Origin of the sequence: Parvimonas sp. D9 (assembly GCF_035282565.1) — a bacterium.
In the GTDB taxonomy this organism is placed as follows: domain Bacteria; phylum Bacillota; class Clostridia; order Tissierellales; family Peptoniphilaceae; genus Parvimonas; species Parvimonas micra.
In genome coordinates this window covers 1-534 of record NZ_JAYKBM010000045.1, presented here as the reverse complement: position 1 = coordinate 534, position 534 = coordinate 1, and the positions used below count along the sequence as shown (strand labels likewise).

Annotated in this window: 1 protein-coding gene and 1 tRNA gene; both read right to left on the bottom strand. The window is 37.6% G+C overall.

Annotated elements, in window-relative coordinates; genetic code table 11:
• Positions 1–132: 132 nt before the first annotated feature.
• Positions 133–309, bottom strand: coding sequence for an HTH domain-containing protein (locus VJI94_RS07950; RefSeq protein WP_029950387.1), 177 nt, complete (start codon positions 307–309; stop codon positions 133–135).
• Between the two features lie 148 nt (positions 310–457).
• Positions 458–533, bottom strand: a tRNA-Phe gene (locus tag VJI94_RS07945).
• Between the last annotated feature and the right edge of the window lies 1 nt (position 534).

Here is a 534-nt window from a genome sequence, read left to right as displayed (position 1 = left end):
GGTCAAGCAGGAAATATCCCCTTATAGGGGTGTGGAAACCACCAGCTGAGCTGGTGGTTATGATTGTGAAACAACAAAGTTCCCAGGAACCCACCTGATGTGAAGCATCGTGGAAGGGCGGGGTTCTTATTTCTACTTTTCAACAGAATAATAACATCTCTTTGGAGAAATTATTTTTTCTTCAGCCTTTAATTTCTTTAAAATTTTATCCACTTCAGATTTTTCAACTCCTAATTTTTCTGCGATTTCTCCACCTTTAAGAGCTTCTGAAGATTTTAATAATTCAATAATCTTTTCACTTAATTCCATTTTCATACCCCCTTATTTATAGGGTATTTATACCCTCAATATACATAAATTAAATAAAAATGAAAAACCCACTAAAAATGAGCAAAAAAAATCCTGCTTCAGCAGGAAAATAATAGCAACCCGTAACAGATTTCTCGAATTACAGATCTGGTGCCCAGAGGCGGAATCGAACCACCGACACGAGGATTTTCAGTCCTCTGCTCTACCGACTGAGCTATCTGGGCA